A 16,443-nucleotide genomic window follows, 5' to 3' on the forward strand; every position below is an offset into this window, starting at 1 on the left:
GCTCATGAGCGTCTTGAACTTTCCCCGGATCTACTTCAATGGCCACATGTTCTGGAACCCACCGACGGCCAACAACAACGACGTTTTCCCGCTATATGACGCGGTGAAGATGCGCATGAACTGGCCGTTCCTGTCCTACTACGGGATCAACGACCAGAACGCCCCGCAACAGCTGATGCCCTGGACCATCGCCCCGCTGGCCTACGAGAACGTGCCGGACTACGTGCTGCAGGTGCCCACCAATGGCTCGCCCAGTGGCTACCCGATGATTCCCGCCGAATGGGACCTGTTCGGCGACAACGCCTGCGGCTTGGTCGACTACGAGCAGACCCGCTCGGTGATCGTCGGTGGCGAGTTCCAGGCCAACACCTACATCGACAACGACCCGCTGGTGAACAAGTGTTACCAGTTGCAGGGCAACCCGTTCGGCAGCGCCGCGCCCACAGCCGCGCGCTTCGTCGATATCAGCCCCTGGCAGAACACCTTCACCGCCCTGTACTTCGACAAACTGGTACTGGGGGACGCCACCTGCGGCCTGACCTTGAAGCGCCGGTACCGCATGCTCGACCGCTTCCTCAACTTCAACTGGGGGGCCTTCGGCGGCTTGAGCTACGTAACTACCACCTGGCAGACCTGCTTCCCGAAAGACCAGCTGCAGTGGATCGTCGGCGACTCGCAACTGCTGAAGACCCTGCAACAGGAGATGATCAACCAGAACGCCAAGGGCCTGATGTTCCGGTTCACCACCTACCTGACCTTCTACGACAAGAACGGCATCTTCAACGACTTCCCGGTGGTGGACAGCCACTCCAAGACGCCCGAAGCCATGGCCGCGCTGCAGGCGATGTACCAGAAGGGCCTGGATAACGTCGCCGACATCTTCTTCAACCCGGCCTACAGCCGCACCGCCGGTACTCTGGGCCTGTGGTTCGACAATGAATACCCCACCGCTCCGGCTGGCCGGCGCCTGGAACCCAAGGCCCCGGTACCGGTGTGCAAGGCGGTTCCCAGAGACACCAAGCCTGCGGCCATGACCCTGGGGGTGATCAGCGCCCAAGTGCACGACAACACCCTGTCCCTGGACCTGGGCAATACCTTTCCGTTCTATCCCGCCGGAGACAGCGCCGCACTGCCGCCCACCAACACTGACCTGAGCCAGGGAATTCCGGTGCCCGGGAAATACCTGGCCGGTGATTACGACATCGGGGTACGGCCCACTGGCGGCGCTTTCCACAAAGTCGCCAGCTTTGGCTTCGAACAGTATCGCCAGACCGCCTTCGACAAGCGCGCCGGCCTGCTGGACCTGCCCATCAGCCCCGCCGACCAGGCCGCGTTGCAACAGGGCGCCCTGGAGCTGCAGTTGCAGGGCAGCCAGGAACTGGTCGCCGCCGCCCAGAATATGTGGACCGCCGAGGTCCTCGACAGCGGCTGCTTCATCGATGTGGGCGACACCCGGGTCCTGAGCATCATGGTGCAGTACGACGGCCAGCCCGCGCCCGCGGGCACCGTGCTGTGGGTGGCGGAGTACAACAACGCCTACATGCTGACCACCAGCGACTATTACCTGGCCTTCAGTAACGCGGCCAACTTCACCCTGTTCAACAACTACCCGAAGGACCCCGGGAGCAACACGTCGAACCGACCGCAGTTCGTCGGCACCCAGACCGCTGAAAGCCTGTTGCATGTGGGCAGCGGCCGCCGGCTCAGCGCGGTGCTGAACGTCGAGGACAGCGAGCCATCCGAGCCCATGCTCTACCAGAGCTTCCTGACCACGCCCTCGGCCGCGGCCCTGAGCCCCCGCCTGCAGTTCACCAATGGGCAGGCATGCAGCGGCACCCTGGCAGACCCGCTGAACGCCACCGTGCAGTACAGCCTGGCGCAGATCCTGACCGACGCCAATGGCATCGCCCAGGTATCGGTCAAGGCCGTGGCGGCCGGCTTCCCGACCTTGCGCTTCTTCATCCAGGACGGCCAGCAGCAACCGCCGGTGCCCTTCAGCTTCAACTACACCGACGCCTACACCGACTTCCTTGCGCCCCTGCGGGTCCTGCCCCAGGAGCCGGAGATGCTCAAGGACTTCATCGACTGCTGGAACCGGGTGTGCACCCAGGACGACGCCAGCGTGCGGATCTGGAAGGAGTTCATCTTCCCCAGAATCCTCCAGCCTTTCTATTACCTCTACCCGATCATGAACAAGTTCATGCCGCTCAACTCCCTGCAACGCATCGAGGGCGCGATCAACCAGTTCATCGTACTGATCAGCAAGGACTACCAGGAGGAAAGCACCCTGGCCATGCCGATCACCCGGGACCTGCCGCAAAGCCGGCGCAGGGTGCTGGAGATCTGGGCCCAGGACCTGGTGAGCAAGGGCTACCCACCGATCCCGCTGAAACTCAGCGACTACCCCCACGGCTGAGCCGCAAAGGCCAGCCCATGGAATGCCGGGCGACCCCGTCGCCCGGCGCTTTCAAAGGAGTGTCAGATGAACGCCAGTCTCTTCAAGCAACTGCTGTTGGCCGCCAGCCTGCTGAGCGCCAGCCAAACGCTATGGGCCGAGACCTACCCCGACAACGTCTACTTCAACATGGGCGTGCACAACGACCGGGGGTGCGACGCCAAGACCAACAACTGCATCGCCAAGCGCAAACCCGGCGAGCCGGCCGATCCGCTCTACCCGGCAACCTGGGTCAGTGACTGGATCATGTACCGGGTCACCGCCAACTACGTGAAGAACCCACCGCCCTACAGCAGCCCGCCCAGCACCCTGGAGCCGGCCGACTACACCGTGTCCCGGGGCACCAGCTACTACGACAACGACTATGTGCCGGCCGACAAGGACGGCACCGGGGCGATGATGGAGCACTACGAGAAGTACTGCCTGCCGATCTTCCCGATCAAGGACAACAACTACACCTGCTCCTTCGTTTCCCTGGGCAACAAGGCCTACTTCCTCACCTACCCCGAGGACCGGCCAAAGGACATGCCGGCCTGCTGCATGTTCTCGCCCATGAACCACCCGCCGCGCCGGGACTTCATCAAGCACCTGCCCTACAGCGCCGCCCGCAGCCAGCATCTGGATGGCAGCGTGCAGGCCTACGCGCTGGAGATCCCGGTCCAGCCGAGCCCGATTCTGTTCGGCTATGCGTTCTACAAGAAAGCCAGCAGCGACGGCCCGGGCCAGCCGGCCTATCAGCATCCACAATCGTTCTATTTCTCCGGTGACGAGAGCGTCGCCAACGCGCCAATCGTCAGCCAGAACTACCTCAACTGGCGCACCGAGAAACCAAATCCGGCCAAGACCTGGGACCAGGTGGCGAAGATGTGCCCGGCCAACCCGCCGGACTGCCAGCTCTTCACGCCACCGCCATCGCTGAAGAACGGTGCGCGGCCGCAGTGGAACCAACTTTCGCCCCCCTCGCCATGACAGGAGCCGCCTCATGAACCCTTGGAGCCGTTTCACCGCCCTGTTGTTGCTTGGCCTGGGCAGCCAGCAGGCCAGCGCCCTGCAGCCCAGCGCAGCGGCGCCGCAGACCAGCTGCCCGCCCACGGCTGCGGTGCCTGCTGCGGGCGCGTCGCAGCAGGCTTTCGATCAATACAGCTGGAAGATGTTCATCAACCTGAACTGGCCGGCCCAGGCGGGACAGCGCGGAGTGGCCGATTGCAGCAAGCCCCTGGGCAGCCCTGGCGATACCGTGTGGCAGACCTACAAGAGCGTCAGCGAGACCTTCCTCCCCGGGGCCAAGAATCCGGGCCTCTGGAACTCGCAACTGCCCCGCAGAAATCTCAGCCTGATCAACATCGCCGCGGTCAAGAACACCCAGGTGGTGCAAGCGGACAACCAGGCGGTGGGCGGCTGGCTGATTGACCAGCGCGGCAACCCGACCTACTACGACATCGCCGCCAACGAGGTCTCCTACAACTACATCGTCGATAACGACTTCTACAACGCGGTGGTCGTCAACGCAGCGAAGAACATCAGCTTTCCCAACAACGCCGGCGAGATCAAGAGCAGTTGGCGCATCCTCAGCAGCGCCGACGACAGCAGCCGCTATCTGACAATGAAGGCCCTGGTCACCCAGTTCGACAGTCAGGGACAGCCCAACGGCACCACCGAGGCCACTTTGGGATTGGTGGGGTTGCACATCATCAGCAAGGTGGAGGGGTTCCCGCAGTGGGTCTGGTCGACCTTCGAGCAGGTCGACAACGTGCCTCCCAAGACCCAGCTGGGGGGCCGTTGGGTGGACCAACCGGTCTCGGGGATTTTCTACTCCTACTTCAACGCCAAGGCGCCCGCCGAAAGCCTCAACCAATCCCCCTGCCTGTGGCAGCAACAAGCTGGACAAATGGTCTGTACCCCAAAACCCGGTAACAGCTTCAGTACCCCGGACCCGCTGAACCGGGTCACCCCGATCACGGACGTCACCCAGCAGATCAATACCCAATACCAGGGCGATCCGCAGGTACAGCAAAGCGTGTTCAAGTACTACCAGTTGATCACCACCCAACGCCCGCAGTCGCCGGATAACCCCGGCAACCCCTTGGGGCAACCAACGCCATCACTGTCGGCCAACGTCACCATGGAAAGTTACATCCAGACCAACAGCAGCTGCATGAACTGCCATTCCATGGCCGCACCGCTCAACAGCCAGTACAAGAGCGACTTCTCCTTCCTGTTCAGATTCGCCCAAGCCCCAGTCACCAGCGTCGCCAAGGATAAGGAATAGATCATGAGCATATTGAATGGACCCCGACTGAACTTCTGGGGCGGCATCTCTACCGACGTCAGCGTGCCAAACAACTCACCGACCTTGCCCAATGGCATCGCCACCTCCCTTGAGCTGTTCGACCTGACCACCTCGACCGTGGCGGACCAGGCCAAGACCTATAGCGATGAGCACCTGTACCAACTGATCAACGCCCCGGACCCGAGAATCGGCCCCAACAGTCGGTACACGGCCGGCGGCTGGAACCACTATGGCGAACACGTGGTGACGCTGCACAACGCGCTGATCAGTTCCCAAGGCACCCCGGGCAACATTGCGCTGGAAGGGGATATGGTCGGACAGCCGGTTTACCTGCTCGGCTCCGTGACCCCCGGCACCGGACAAGGTCCCTACTCCGGCCCAATGATGGTCGACCTGGACCCCACAGCCAGCACCACGACCCAGATCTTTGTCGGAGGCCTGCAGATCGGCAACGGCAACACGCCTCAGCTCTTGATTCGCTGGGATACCGTGTGCAGCAGTTTCGACCTCAATACCCGGGTGCTGGAACCTGCAACCATGGACTCGCCGGGCTCCTTCCACGCCAGCGGCACCTTTCAACTGACCTTTCCGCTGAGCAGCATCGTCAGCTACAACAAGGAAAGTGCCGGACTCCGGGCCCTGATCGAGGCGCCCAACGCTACCGGGATCGTGCTGCGTTTCGTGATGTTCGAAATGTGTCCGACCCTGACCACCGAGCAACTGAATGCCGACTACGCAGCCAACCAGTTCAGCCCGAACCCGAGCATCGGCCGGGTCATCGGTACCCTGGCCACGGCGTTTACCGATGAGCCGCAGATCTGTCCGCCGGGCCGCCAAATCATCAATGCCGACAAAGACCTGAACATCAACAGCGTGGCCTATGCCGAGGTCGCCAACGGGCAACTGAGCATCGACATGGTCAACCTGATCCCCAAGCAGACGTTCAGGGCTGTACGCGACGACATCACCAGCCCCATCGGCCCCAACGCCGACTTCGGGACCGTCACCATCGCGGCCGGAACCACGCCCCTGGCGAGCTTCGAGCCCAGCAATCCGCTGCTGCAAGACTACTACCGGTACGGCGGCATCATCGACGTGCCGCTCAACTCGACCCAGACACAGGTGGTGCAGAGCACGCCCTTGTGCATTAGTGCCCCCGGGACCACCCGCAACCCGGCGCTGTCGGCCCCCGAATGCCCCTATCGGGTCTACAGCGATCAGCGCAACACCTACCTCGATCCCGACAGCACAGGCGTGCAGATCACCTTGCAAGTCCGTTATCTGGGAGCGCCGGTGCAGAAGGCTACGCCGATCAGCATCGATGCCTCGGCGACCGCCGTCTATCAAGCCAACCGCTACTGGAACTTCCTGGAGCTTCCGAACTCGGTAACGGTGCCGGCCGGTCAACCTTCGGTGAGTTTCAACGTCGTTCCCGTCGCCGGTTCCAATACCCAGGCTGGCTTCACCACACTGACCTACACCATCGACAACAACCCTCTGACCCAGAGCTTCAGCAACTTCCGCAAGTACGCCTGGAGCGACTTCGGCGTTCCAACAGGCAGCATCGTCACCTGGGAACAGGCGTTTCAAAACGTGCTGCGCTTTCATTACCTGGCCTTCCCCGCCATGTCGCGCTACATCCAGCTCAATCAGCCCGACGCGGTGATGGGTTACAAACAGGCGATCCTGGCCCGGATATCCCCCGAGTACCAGAACACCACCTTGTACATGTCCGTGGTGCGTTCGATGTCGCCAAGCCAACGCTCCCTGCTGACCGCCTACCTCAACGGCACGCCCTGGCAGCCTTGAACAAGGAGAAGACCATGCCCGTTGCTCTGCATATTCCCACCCAGCTCGAGCAGGTGCTGCGACCGGATCACGTCATCGCCGAGGGCCTGCTCAACCCTCGCGGGGTTTGCCTGCAAGGCGATGGCAGCCTGCTGCTGGCGGAAGCCGGCTCGGGCCTGCCGGACCAGCCGTTCAGCGGCCGCATCAGCCGCCTGCGTCCGGATCCGGGCCAGCCGGGCGCCTACCTGCCGCCCCAGGTCGTGGCTCAGGGTTTTCGTTCGATGAACATGCAATCGCGCATGCTGCGCGACGAAATCATGGGCCTGTCGGACATCGCCCTGGGCGACGGGCGCTGCCTGGCCAGCCAAACCGACTACGTCGCCGGCTCCAAGCTGCTGGACCTGCAATACAACCCGCCCGAGCCGCTGTTCCATAGTCGCGGCAACCTCAACTCGCTGTGCTATCACCCGTCGCGCCGCAGCTGGCTGGCGGTCAAGCCCGATAGCAACCAACTGGTGGAGTTCACCGAAGGCGGTGAACAAGTCCTGGCGCAACTGCCCGATCTGGATCAGGGCCAGGAAGCCGTCCCGGTGACCCTGGTGCACGAGCCGCAGACGGATGCCGTGCTGATCAGCCTGTTCTCCGGCGAGCTGCGCCGGGACCCGGCGCGGATGGGTATCGACTTCGCCGACAAGGCGGGCCAGGTGATCCGGGTCTGGCCCGAGAGCGGCAGGATCGAGGTGCTGATTCGCGGACTGCAACTGCCCACCGGGCTGGCGCTGGACCCGCAGGAGCGGATCCTGGTGCTGGAACTGTGCGACCGGCTGCTGCAACCGTTGCCGCCGGACTGGGCCGGCGAAGTCCTGCACGGCGGCTTCGCCCGCTTCAGCGGCCGCCTGCTGCGCTGCGATTTGCAGCAACGCAGCGTGCAAGTACTCGCCAAGGGCCTGGATACGCCTTCCAACCTGTGCTGCGTCGGAGACGCGGTGCTGGTGAGTGAAGGCATGGGCCTGAGTGGGCGGCCGATTCCGACGCCGGAGCAGCAGGTGGTCGCACTGAGCGGCCGACTGCGGCGAGTGGCGCTTTGAGCTGAGTGATGCGGCACACCGGTTAAACCCGGGCATAAAAAAACGGGGCCATCTGCATGGCCCCGTTTTTATCGATGCTGAACGCTGAAAACAGCGATCAGAACGGAATATCGTCATCGAAGCTGTCGAAGTCCGGAGCCGGCTGCGGAGCGGCCTGCTGTGGCGCTGGACGCGACTCACGCTGTGGCTGCGGAGCAGGACGGGACTGCTGTGGACGCGGTGCCGAGTTGGACATGCCGCCCTGGCCTTGCTGGTCGCCCTGTGGACGGCCACCCAGCAGCTGCATGGTGCCCTGCATGTCGACGATGATTTCGGTGGTGTAGCGCTTGATACCGTCTTTTTCCCACTCGCGGGTCTGCAGCTTGCCCTCGATGTAGACCTGCGAACCTTTGCGCAGGTATTCACCGGCGATCTCCGCGACCTTGCCGAACATCGACACGCGGTGCCACTCGGTGCGCTCGACCTTCTGACCGGTCTGCTTGTCGGTCCACTGCTCGCTGGTGGCCAGACTCAGGTTGGTCACGGCGTTACCGTTAGGCAGGTAGCGAACTTCGGGATCCTGGCCGCAAGTGCCGACCAATATGACTTTGTTAACCCCACGGGCCATAACGTTCTCCTAGGCTTCGCTCGCCGACGGCGCTGGATTGACCAGCTGCTCGAGGGTCGTGCGATCCAATAATTCGGTGTCCAATTTGATGTAAATGGCGGCCTCTTCGGCCACCACTACGGCATCTGTTACCCCAACAACGGCCTTCAGGCGCTCGACCAGGCCGGCTTCGCGGATCGCTTCGGGCGATACCGGCAAGCGCAGGCTCGTCACATACGGGGGCTCGCGCATGGTAACAGCAAAGGCCAGCCAGAGTGCAGCCAGGACTGCGCATCCAAGGAACACAGCCGACAAACCGCCATGCTGGAACAACCAGCCGCCGAGGATGCCGCCCAGTGCCGAACCGAGGAACTGGCTGGTGGAATACACCCCCATCGCCGTTCCTTTACCACCCGCCGGCGAAACCTTGCTGATCAGCGACGGCAAGGACGCTTCCAGCAGGTTGAACGCGGTGAAGAACACCACGGTACCAATCACCAGCGCCCGCAGGCTGTCGCCGAACTCCCAGAAGAATAGCTCGGTGAGCAGCAGCGTACTGACCGCGCCCAACAGAACTCGTTTCATTTTGCGTTTCTTCTCGCCGTAGATGATGAACGGGATCATGGCGAAGAACGAAATCAGCAGTGCGGTGAGGTAGACCCACCAGTGCTGCTCCTTGGGCAGGCCGGCTTTTTCCACCAGCGCCAGGGGCAAGGCCACGAAGCTCGACATGAGCATCGCGTGCAACACGAAGATACCAAGATCCAGGCGCAGCAGATCGGGGTGCTTGAGGGTCGGGATCAGCGCCTGGCGCGCCACTCCGGATTCCCGGTGCTGCAGCGGCCCGGTTGAGCGCGGCACCATGAAGGCGATGATCAGAATGCCCACCAGGGCCATGGCCCCGGTGGCCAGGAACAGCCCCGAAAGCCCGAAACTGCGGGTCAGCAGCGGGCCAACCACCATGGCCACGGCAAAGGACAGACCGATGGTCATGCCAATCATGGCCATGGCCTTGGTCCGGTGCTGTTCGCGGGTCAGGTCGGAAAGCAGCGCCATCACCGCCGCGGAAATTGCGCCGGCGCCCTGCAGGATACGCCCGGCGATCACCCCCCAGATCGAATCGGCGTTGGCCGCCAGCACACTGCCCAGGGCGAACACGATCAACCCCAGGTAGATAACCGGACGACGACCGATACGGTCGGAAATGATCCCGAAGGGAATCTGGAACACTGCCTGGGTCAGGCCATAGGCACCAATCGCCAGCCCGATCAGGGTCGGGGTCGCTCCTGCGAGATCCATTCCATAGGTCGCCAGGACCGGCAGTACCATGAACATGCCAAGCATACGGAAGGCGAACACCAGGGCCAGCCCGCTTGCCGCGCGGGTCTCGCTGCCACTCATGCGTTCGTTGTGGGGATCGTGCATGGATAAACCTCATGTGAACCGGCGGCGATTCTACCAGTCGGATCGATTGAGGGGGTATATGGCGACGCTTTGCCGCGCAGCCCATGCCAGCGATCAAAAAAGCGCCGAACGATAGTGTGCATCCATCCAGTGTTTGGTTTTATACTCCTGCCTTTACGCCCGCCGATCGAGGCCACTTTTGGACAAGATTCTGATTCGTGGGGCCCGCACCCACAACCTGAAGAACATCGACCTGACCCTGCCGCGGGACAAGTTGATCGTCATCACCGGGCTGTCTGGGTCCGGCAAGTCGTCCCTGGCTTTCGACACGCTGTATGCCGAAGGCCAGCGCCGCTATGTCGAGTCGCTCTCGGCCTATGCCCGACAGTTCCTGTCGATGATGGAAAAGCCCGATGTCGACACCATCGAAGGCCTCTCGCCGGCGATTTCCATCGAACAGAAATCCACCTCCCACAACCCGCGCTCCACCGTCGGCACCATCACCGAGATCTACGACTACCTGCGCCTGCTCTATGCCCGCGTCGGTACTCCACGCTGCCCGGACCACGACATCCCCCTGGAAGCCCAGACCGTCAGCCAGATGGTCGACCTGGTGCTGGCCCAGCCCGAAGGCAGCAAGCTGATGCTGCTGGCCCCGGTGATCCGCGAGCGCAAGGGCGAACATCTGTCGGTCTTCGAAGAGTTGCGAGCCCAGGGCTTCGTTCGCGCCCGGGTCAACGGCAAGCTGTTCGAGCTGGACGAGCTGCCGAAGCTGGATAAACAGAAGAAGCACTCCATCGATGTGGTGGTCGACCGCTTCAAGGTCCGCGCCGACCTGCAGCAGCGCCTGGCCGAATCCTTTGAAACCGCCTTGAAACTGGCGGACGGGATTGCCCTGGTGGCGCCGATGGACGACGAGCCGGGAGAGGAGATGATCTTCTCCGCGCGCTTCGCCTGCCCGATCTGCGGCCACGCCATCAGCGAACTGGAACCCAAGCTGTTCTCCTTCAACAACCCGGCCGGTGCCTGCCCGACCTGCGACGGGCTGGGGGTCAAGCAGTTCTTCGACATCAAGCGCCTGGTCAATGGCGAGCTGACCCTGGCCGAAGGGGCGATACGCGGCTGGGACCGGCGCAACGTCTATTACTTCCAGATGCTCGGTTCGCTGGCCTCTCATTACGGCTTCAGCCTGGAAGTACCGTTCAACCAACTGCCGGCGGATCAGCAGAAGGTCATCCTGCACGGCAGCGGCACCCAGAACGTCGACTTCAAATACCTCAACGACCGGGGCGACATCGTCAAGCGCTCCCACCCGTTCGAAGGGATAGTGCCGAATCTGGAGCGCCGCTACCGGGAAACCGAGTCGGCCACCGTGCGTGAAGAGCTGGCCAAGTTCCTCAGCACCCAGCCCTGCCCGGATTGCCGTGGCACCCGCCTGCGTCGCGAAGCGCGGCACGTCTGGGTGGGCGAGAAAACCCTGCCGGCAGTCACCAGCCTGCCCATCGGCGACGCCACCGATTATTTCGGCACCCTGAAACTCACCGGGCGCCGTGGCGAAATCGCCGACAAGATCCTCAAGGAAATCCGCGAGCGCCTGCAGTTCCTGGTCAACGTCGGGCTCGACTACCTGACCCTGGACCGCAGCGCGGACACCCTGTCCGGCGGCGAAGCCCAGCGTATCCGCCTGGCCAGCCAGATCGGCGCCGGCCTGGTGGGGGTGATGTACATCCTCGACGAGCCGTCCATCGGCCTGCATCAGCGGGACAACGATCGCCTGCTGGGAACCCTGAAACACCTGCGCGACATCGGCAACACGGTGATCGTGGTTGAACACGATGAAGACGCCATTCGCCTGGCCGACTATGTCGTCGATATCGGCCCGGGGGCCGGTGTGCACGGCGGGCGAATCGTTGCCGAAGGCACCGCCGCAGAGGTCATGGCCCATCCGGACTCCCTGACCGGTAAATACCTCTCGGGCCGGGTGAAGATCGTGGTGCCGGCCAAGCGCACGCCGCGCAACAAGAAGCTCTCCCTGACCCTCAAGGGCGCTCGCGGCAACAACCTGCGCAATGTCGACCTGGAGATCCCCATTGGCCTGCTGACCTGCGTCACTGGGGTATCGGGCTCGGGCAAGTCGACCCTGATCAACAACACCCTGTTCCCCTTGAGCGCCACCGCACTGAATGGCGCCACCACCCTGGAAGCCGCGCCACACGACAGCATCAACGGCCTGCAGCACCTGGACAAGGTAGTGGATATCGACCAGAGCCCGATCGGCCGGACTCCGCGCTCCAACCCGGCGACCTACACCGGGCTGTTCACCCCGATCCGCGAGCTGTTCGCCGGGGTACCCGAGTCGCGCTCCCGGGGCTACGGGCCCGGTCGCTTCTCCTTCAACGTCAAGGGTGGGCGCTGCGAGGCTTGCCAGGGCGATGGCCTGATCAAGGTGGAAATGCACTTCCTGCCGGACATCTACGTGCCCTGCGACGTGTGCAAGAGCAAGCGCTACAATCGCGAAACCCTGGAAATCAAGTACAAGGGCAAGAGCATCCACGAGGTGCTGGAAATGACCATCGAGGAAGCCAGGGAGTTCTTCGACCCGGTGCCTGCCCTGGCGCGCAAGCTGCAGACCCTGATGGATGTGGGCCTGTCCTACATCAAGTTGGGGCAGTCGGCGACGACCCTGTCCGGTGGCGAAGCGCAGCGGGTCAAGTTGTCTCGCGAGCTGTCCAAGCGCGACACCGGCAAGACTCTGTATATCCTTGATGAGCCGACCACGGGCCTGCACTTTGCGGATATCCAGCAGTTGCTGGACGTACTGCACCGCCTGCGCGATCACGGCAACACCGTGGTGGTGATCGAACACAACCTGGATGTGATCAAGACCGCCGACTGGCTGGTGGACCTGGGGCCGGAAGGCGGTTCCAAGGGCGGCCAGATCATTGCCGTGGGCACCCCGGAGCAGGTTGCGGAGATGCCGCAGTCCCATACCGGGCACTACCTCAAGCCGTTGCTGACCCGCGACCGCGCCTGAGGCCCATGAAAAAGCCCCTGGCACTTGACGGTGCCAGGGGCTTTTTTGTCTCTAGGGGTTGCTGCGCTTCCCGCAGGAGCGAGCTTTGCTCGCGAACAGGCAGCAACACCTAACGCAATCAGAACTGCGATTGCAGGTAGTTCTCCAGGCCGATGGACTTGATCAGGCCCAACTGCTTCTCCAGCCAGTAGGTGTGATCTTCCTCGGTATCCGCCAGCTGGATGCGCAAGATGTCGCGGCTGACATAGTCCTTGTGCAACTCGCACAGCTCGATGCCTTTACACAACGCGGCGCGCACCTTGTATTCCAGGCGCAGGTCGCTGGCCAGCATCTCCGGCACCGTGGTTCCGGTGTCGAGATCGTCAGGGCGCATGCGCGGAGTGCCTTCGAGCATCAGGATGCGGCGCATCAGGGCGTCGGCGTGTTGCGCCTCTTCTTCCATTTCATGGTTGATACGCTCATAGAGCTTGGTAAAGCCCCAGTCTTCGTACATCCGCGAGTGGATGAAATATTGGTCTCGTGCTGCCAGCTCGCCCGTCAGCAACGTGTTGAGGTAATCGATTACGTCCGGGTGACCTTGCATCGCCCTACATCTCCCTGCTTGAAAGTGGATAGTTTGAACCAAGCTGACTTGCAGGTCACTTAGAAATAGCTGAAAAAGTGAAGAATATCTGAGAAAACCAGTAGAAATAACGCAAAAACCGCCCTAATGAGGGCGGTTCTGCTTCTTATTTAGACTTACTTGAGCGATACGCCCAAAGCTTTGGCGATGCCTTCGCCGTAAGCCGGGTCGGCCTTGTAGAAATGCTGCAACTGCCGATCAACCACATCAGCCGTCACTCCAGCCATGGCGCCCGCGATGTTATTGATCAGCAATGCCTTCTGCTCATCGTTCATCAGGCGGAACAACGCACCAGCGTGGCTGTAGTAGTCGGTGTCTTCACGATGATCGTAGCGGTCCGCAGCACCGCTGAGTGCCAGGGCCGGCTCGGCATAACGTGGAGCCTGCTTCGGCGCATCGCCATAGCTGTTGGGCTCGTAGTTAGGCGCCGCACCACCATTGGTACCGAAAGCCATGGAGCCGTCGCGCTGGTAGCTGTTCACCGGGCTCAATGGAGCGTTCACCGGCAACTGTTGGTGGTTGGTACCCACACGGTAGCGATGCGCGTCGGCGTATGCGAATACTCGGCCTTGCAGCATGCGATCCGGCGAAAGACCTACCCCAGGTACCATGTTGCTAGGGCCGAATGCAGCCTGCTCGACCTCTGCAAAGTAATTCAACGGGTTGCGGTTCAGTTCCAGCTCACCCACTTCGATCAGCGGGAACTCTTTCTGCGACCAGGTCTTGGTCACATCGAAGGGATTCTCGTAATGCGCGGCGGCTTGAGCTTCGGTCATGACCTGAATGCACACGCTCCATTTCGGAAACTCACCGCGCTCGATCGCATTGAACAGGTCGCGCTGGGCGTAATCAGGATCGGTACCGGCCAGGCGCGCTGCGTCAGCCGGCGCCAGGTTCTTGATGCCCTGCTTGGTCTTGTAGTGCCACTTGACCCAGTGCCGCTCACCCTTGGCGTTGATCAGGCTGTAGGTGTGGCTGCCAAAGCCATGCATGTGGCGGTAGCCGTCCGGAATACCTCGATCGGAAAACAGAATGGTTACCTGGTGCAGCGCCTCGGGCGAATGGGACCAGAAATCCCACATCATCTGGGCACTTTTCAGATTGCTCTGGGGCAAGCGCTTCTGGGTGTGGATAAAGTCGGGAAACTTCAGCGGGTCGCGAATGAAGAAAACCGGGGTGTTGTTGCCTACGATGTCCCAGTTGCCTTCTTCGGTGTAGAACTTGAGGGCAAAGCCGCGTGGGTCACGCTCGGTGTCTGCCGAACCACGCTCGCCGCCTACCGTGGAAAAACGCAGGAAGGTCGGAGTCTTCTTGCCTACCGCCTCAAACAACTTGGCGCTGGTGTATTCGGTGATATCACGAGAAACGGTGAAAGTGCCATAGGCGCCTGAACCCTTGGCGTGCACGCGACGCTCGGGAATATTCTCGCGGTTGAAATGGGCGAGCTTTTCGATCAGGTGAAAATCGTCGAGAAGCAGAGGGCCTCGGGGGCCGGCGGAACGAGAGTTCTGGTTATCAGCGACAGGAGCGCCACTTGCGGTAGTAAGAGTTTTGGTCTGGCTCATGCTCAATCTTCCTCTGTCAGTCTGTGAAACTGCCGGCTAATCGGCTGACAAAGAGTATTGACCACCAGTGTTACAACATCCAATGCATTACACATTAGCTAACGATAGAAATATCCAATATAGGCAGACACAAAAAACCGGGCGCTAGGCCCGGTTCCTTGTTTCAGACTGACGTCTTACTCAGCGGATACAGCTTCACCGCCGACAGCACGATCAACCAGTTCAACGTACGCCATAGGAGCGTTGTCGCCAGCGCGGAAACCGCACTTGAGGATGCGCAGGTAGCCACCCTCACGGGTAGCGTAGCGCTTGCCCAGGTCGTTGAAGAGCTTACCAACGATAGCTTTCGAACGAGTACGGTCGAAAGCCAGACGGCGGTTAGCCAGGCTGTCTGTCTTGGCCAAAGTGATCAGCGGCTCGGCAACGCGGCGCAGTTCTTTAGCTTTCGGCAGTGTAGTTTTGATCAGCTCGTGCTCGAACAGCGACACCGCCATGTTCTGGAACATGGCCTTGCGGTGCGAGCTGGTGCGGCTCAGGTGACGCCCACTTTTACGATGACGCATGGTTCATTCCTTACCAAACACAACGTTCGGTGATTACGACGATCAGGCAGTCGCCTTGTCGTCCTTCTTAAGACTTGCAGGCGGCCAGTTGTCGAGGCGCATGCCGAGGGACAGACCGCGGGAGGCCAGAACGTCCTTGATTTCAGTCAAGGATTTCTTGCCCAGGTTCGGAGTCTTCAACAGTTCTACTTCGGTACGCTGAATCAGGTCGCCGATGTAGTAAATGTTTTCCGCCTTAAGGCAGTTAGCCGAACGTACAGTCAGTTCCAGATCGTCAACCGGGCGAAGCAGGATCGGATCGATCTCGTCTTCCTGCTCGACTACCACTGGCTCACTGTCACCCTTGAGGTCGACGAACGCAGCCAACTGCTGTTGCAGGATGGTTGCAGCACGACGGATAGCCTCTTCAGGATCCAGAGTACCGTTGGTTTCCAGATCAATAACCAGCTTGTCCAGGTTAGTACGCTGCTCGACACGGGCATTTTCAACCACGTATGCGATACGGCGAACCGGGCTGAACGAAGAGTCGAGCTGCAAGCGACCAATGCTGCGGCTTTCGTCTTCATCGCTCTGACGCGAGTCGGCCGGTTCATAACCACGACCACGAGCTACTACGAGCTTCATGTTCAGGGCGCCGTTAGACGCCAGGTTAGCGATTACGTGATCGGGATTAACGATCTCGACATCATGATCCAGCTGAATATCGGCAGCGGTAACCACCCCCGAACCCTTCTTCGACAAGGTCAGCGTAACTTCGTCACGGCCGTGCAGCTTGATAGCCAGACCTTTAAGGTTCAACAGGATTTCAATTACGTCTTCCTGTACACCTTCGATGGCGCTGTACTCGTGGAGCACACCGTCAATCTCGGCCTCGACTACTGCACAGCCGGGCATTGAGGACAACAGGATGCGGCGCAGCGCGTTGCCCAGGGTGTGGCCAAAACCACGCTCGAGAGGCTCGAGGGTGATCTTGGCGCGGGTTGGACTGACAACCTGCACATCAATGTGGCGGGGTGTCAGGAACTCATTTACCGAAATCTGCATGGAT

General features: G+C 61.4%; 12 protein-coding genes. 6 read left to right on the forward strand and 6 right to left on the reverse strand.

The window, feature by feature from the left end; all coding sequences use genetic code 11:
- The first annotated feature begins 4 nt into the window (after positions 1-4).
- The 5 genes from A9971_RS00720 (at position 5) to A9971_RS00740 (ending at position 7,621) form a co-directional block, all read left to right on the forward strand.
- On the forward strand, positions 5-2,416 hold the full coding sequence (locus A9971_RS00720) for a hypothetical protein (protein ID WP_183001556.1): 2,412 nt from the start codon (positions 5-7) through the stop codon (positions 2,414-2,416).
- A 66-nt stretch (positions 2,417-2,482) separates the two neighbouring features.
- Entirely contained in the window at positions 2,483-3,424 is a 942-nt protein-coding gene (locus A9971_RS00725) for a hypothetical protein (protein ID WP_103291422.1), read from the forward strand.
- A 13-nt stretch (positions 3,425-3,437) separates the two neighbouring features.
- A complete protein-coding gene (locus A9971_RS00730; RefSeq protein WP_015637223.1) occupies positions 3,438-4,724 on the forward strand; it encodes a hypothetical protein in 1,287 nt (428 codons plus the stop codon).
- Positions 4,725-4,727: 3 nt separating this feature from the next.
- Entirely contained in the window at positions 4,728-6,554 is a 1,827-nt protein-coding gene (locus tag A9971_RS00735; protein ID WP_015637224.1) for a hypothetical protein, read from the forward strand.
- A gap of 14 nt (positions 6,555-6,568) precedes the next feature.
- A complete protein-coding gene (locus tag A9971_RS00740; RefSeq protein WP_041752624.1) occupies positions 6,569-7,621 on the forward strand; it encodes a hypothetical protein in 1,053 nt (350 codons plus the stop codon).
- 97 nt (positions 7,622-7,718) lie between these two features.
- Here the strand turns inward: A9971_RS00740 and A9971_RS00745 are convergent, their stop codons facing one another.
- Together A9971_RS00745 and A9971_RS00750 are read right to left on the reverse strand one after the other, a co-directional pair.
- Complete coding sequence (locus A9971_RS00745) at positions 7,719-8,228, reverse strand: single-stranded DNA-binding protein (protein WP_011063767.1); 510 nt, start codon at positions 8,226-8,228, stop codon at positions 7,719-7,721.
- A 9-nt stretch (positions 8,229-8,237) separates the two neighbouring features.
- Positions 8,238-9,632, reverse strand: a complete 1,395-nt coding sequence (locus A9971_RS00750) for an MFS transporter (RefSeq protein WP_183001557.1) — start codon at positions 9,630-9,632, stop codon at positions 8,238-8,240.
- A 178-nt stretch (positions 9,633-9,810) separates the two neighbouring features.
- Here A9971_RS00750 and uvrA point away from each other — a divergent pair, with 178 nt between their 5' ends.
- A complete protein-coding gene (gene uvrA / locus A9971_RS00755; protein ID WP_019094235.1) occupies positions 9,811-12,645 on the forward strand; it encodes an excinuclease ABC subunit UvrA in 2,835 nt (944 codons plus the stop codon).
- Positions 12,646-12,763: 118 nt separating this feature from the next.
- Here the strand turns inward: uvrA and bfr are convergent, their stop codons facing one another.
- From bfr to A9971_RS00775, 4 genes are all read right to left on the reverse strand, one after another.
- Positions 12,764-13,228 (reverse strand): bacterioferritin, encoded by a 465-nt coding sequence (gene bfr, locus A9971_RS00760; protein ID WP_011063770.1) that lies wholly within the window; start codon positions 13,226-13,228, stop codon positions 12,764-12,766.
- A 155-nt stretch (positions 13,229-13,383) separates the two neighbouring features.
- Positions 13,384-14,832, reverse strand: coding sequence for a catalase (locus tag A9971_RS00765; protein WP_019094236.1), 1,449 nt, complete (start codon positions 14,830-14,832; stop codon positions 13,384-13,386).
- Between the two features lie 176 nt (positions 14,833-15,008).
- The gene (gene rplQ / locus A9971_RS00770; protein WP_007924175.1) at positions 15,009-15,395 is read right to left on the reverse strand and encodes a 50S ribosomal protein L17; all 387 of its coding nucleotides are present in this window, start codon (positions 15,393-15,395) and stop codon (positions 15,009-15,011) included.
- 42 nt (positions 15,396-15,437) lie between these two features.
- Positions 15,438-16,439, reverse strand: a complete 1,002-nt coding sequence (locus tag A9971_RS00775) for a DNA-directed RNA polymerase subunit alpha (RefSeq protein ID WP_007970428.1) — start codon at positions 16,437-16,439, stop codon at positions 15,438-15,440.
- Positions 16,440-16,443 lie beyond the last annotated feature (4 nt).

The organism is Pseudomonas sp. UME65 (assembly GCF_014170225.1).
GTDB lineage: Bacteria > Pseudomonadota > Gammaproteobacteria > Pseudomonadales > Pseudomonadaceae > Aquipseudomonas > Aquipseudomonas protegens.

Excerpts from the sequence above, each read along its gene's own strand:
- A9971_RS00765 (WP_019094236.1), bottom strand. The coding sequence starts at position 14,832 with ATGAGCCAGACCAAAACTCTTACTACCGCAAGTGGCGCTCCTGTCGCT.
- A9971_RS00725 (WP_103291422.1), top strand. The coding sequence starts at position 2,483 with ATGAACGCCAGTCTCTTCAAGCAACTGCTGTTGGCCGCCAGCCTGCTG.
- A9971_RS00740 (WP_041752624.1), top strand. The coding sequence starts at position 6,569 with ATGCCCGTTGCTCTGCATATTCCCACCCAGCTCGAGCAGGTGCTGCGA.
- A9971_RS00720 (WP_183001556.1), top strand. The coding sequence starts at position 5 with ATGAGCGTCTTGAACTTTCCCCGGATCTACTTCAATGGCCACATGTTC.
- A9971_RS00730 (WP_015637223.1), top strand. The coding sequence starts at position 3,438 with ATGAACCCTTGGAGCCGTTTCACCGCCCTGTTGTTGCTTGGCCTGGGC.
- A9971_RS00735 (WP_015637224.1), top strand. The coding sequence starts at position 4,728 with ATGAGCATATTGAATGGACCCCGACTGAACTTCTGGGGCGGCATCTCT.
- rplQ (WP_007924175.1), bottom strand. The coding sequence starts at position 15,395 with ATGCGTCATCGTAAAAGTGGGCGTCACCTGAGCCGCACCAGCTCGCAC.
- A9971_RS00750 (WP_183001557.1), bottom strand. The coding sequence starts at position 9,632 with ATGCACGATCCCCACAACGAACGCATGAGTGGCAGCGAGACCCGCGCG.
- A9971_RS00745 (WP_011063767.1), bottom strand. The coding sequence starts at position 8,228 with ATGGCCCGTGGGGTTAACAAAGTCATATTGGTCGGCACTTGCGGCCAG.
- bfr (WP_011063770.1), bottom strand. The coding sequence starts at position 13,228 with ATGCAAGGTCACCCGGACGTAATCGATTACCTCAACACGTTGCTGACG.
- A9971_RS00775 (WP_007970428.1), bottom strand. The coding sequence starts at position 16,439 with ATGCAGATTTCGGTAAATGAGTTCCTGACACCCCGCCACATTGATGTG.